The following is a 245-nucleotide window of genomic DNA, read 5'->3' on the forward strand; positions in this document are numbered from 1 at the left end:
CGCCGAGGCGGTCGGCCGTGCGGTGTCAGGGGCCGCCGTCGAGCTGGCCCTCGGCAGCTACCCCGGCTTCCATGTGACCGCCCCGCCCGGCAAGGGCGCGCCGTACGGGGTGTTCGAGGCCGCGTACGTACCGGCCGGCGAGGTCGAGCACATCGCCGTGCTGCCCGACGGCACCCGGGAGACCGTCCCGGCGGCCGGCCCGTACAGGGAGATCGAGGACGTCGCGGAGCCGGCCCTGCCCGAAC

Annotated in this window: 1 pseudogene; it reads left to right on the forward strand. The window is 76.7% G+C overall.

Annotated elements, in window-relative coordinates:
• Positions 1 to 245: pseudogene (locus BFF76_RS34235) on the forward strand (acyclic terpene utilization AtuA family protein); the annotation flags it as partial.

Source organism: Streptomyces mutomycini, assembly GCF_001700505.1.
GTDB lineage: Bacteria > Actinomycetota > Actinomycetes > Streptomycetales > Streptomycetaceae > Streptomyces > Streptomyces mutomycini.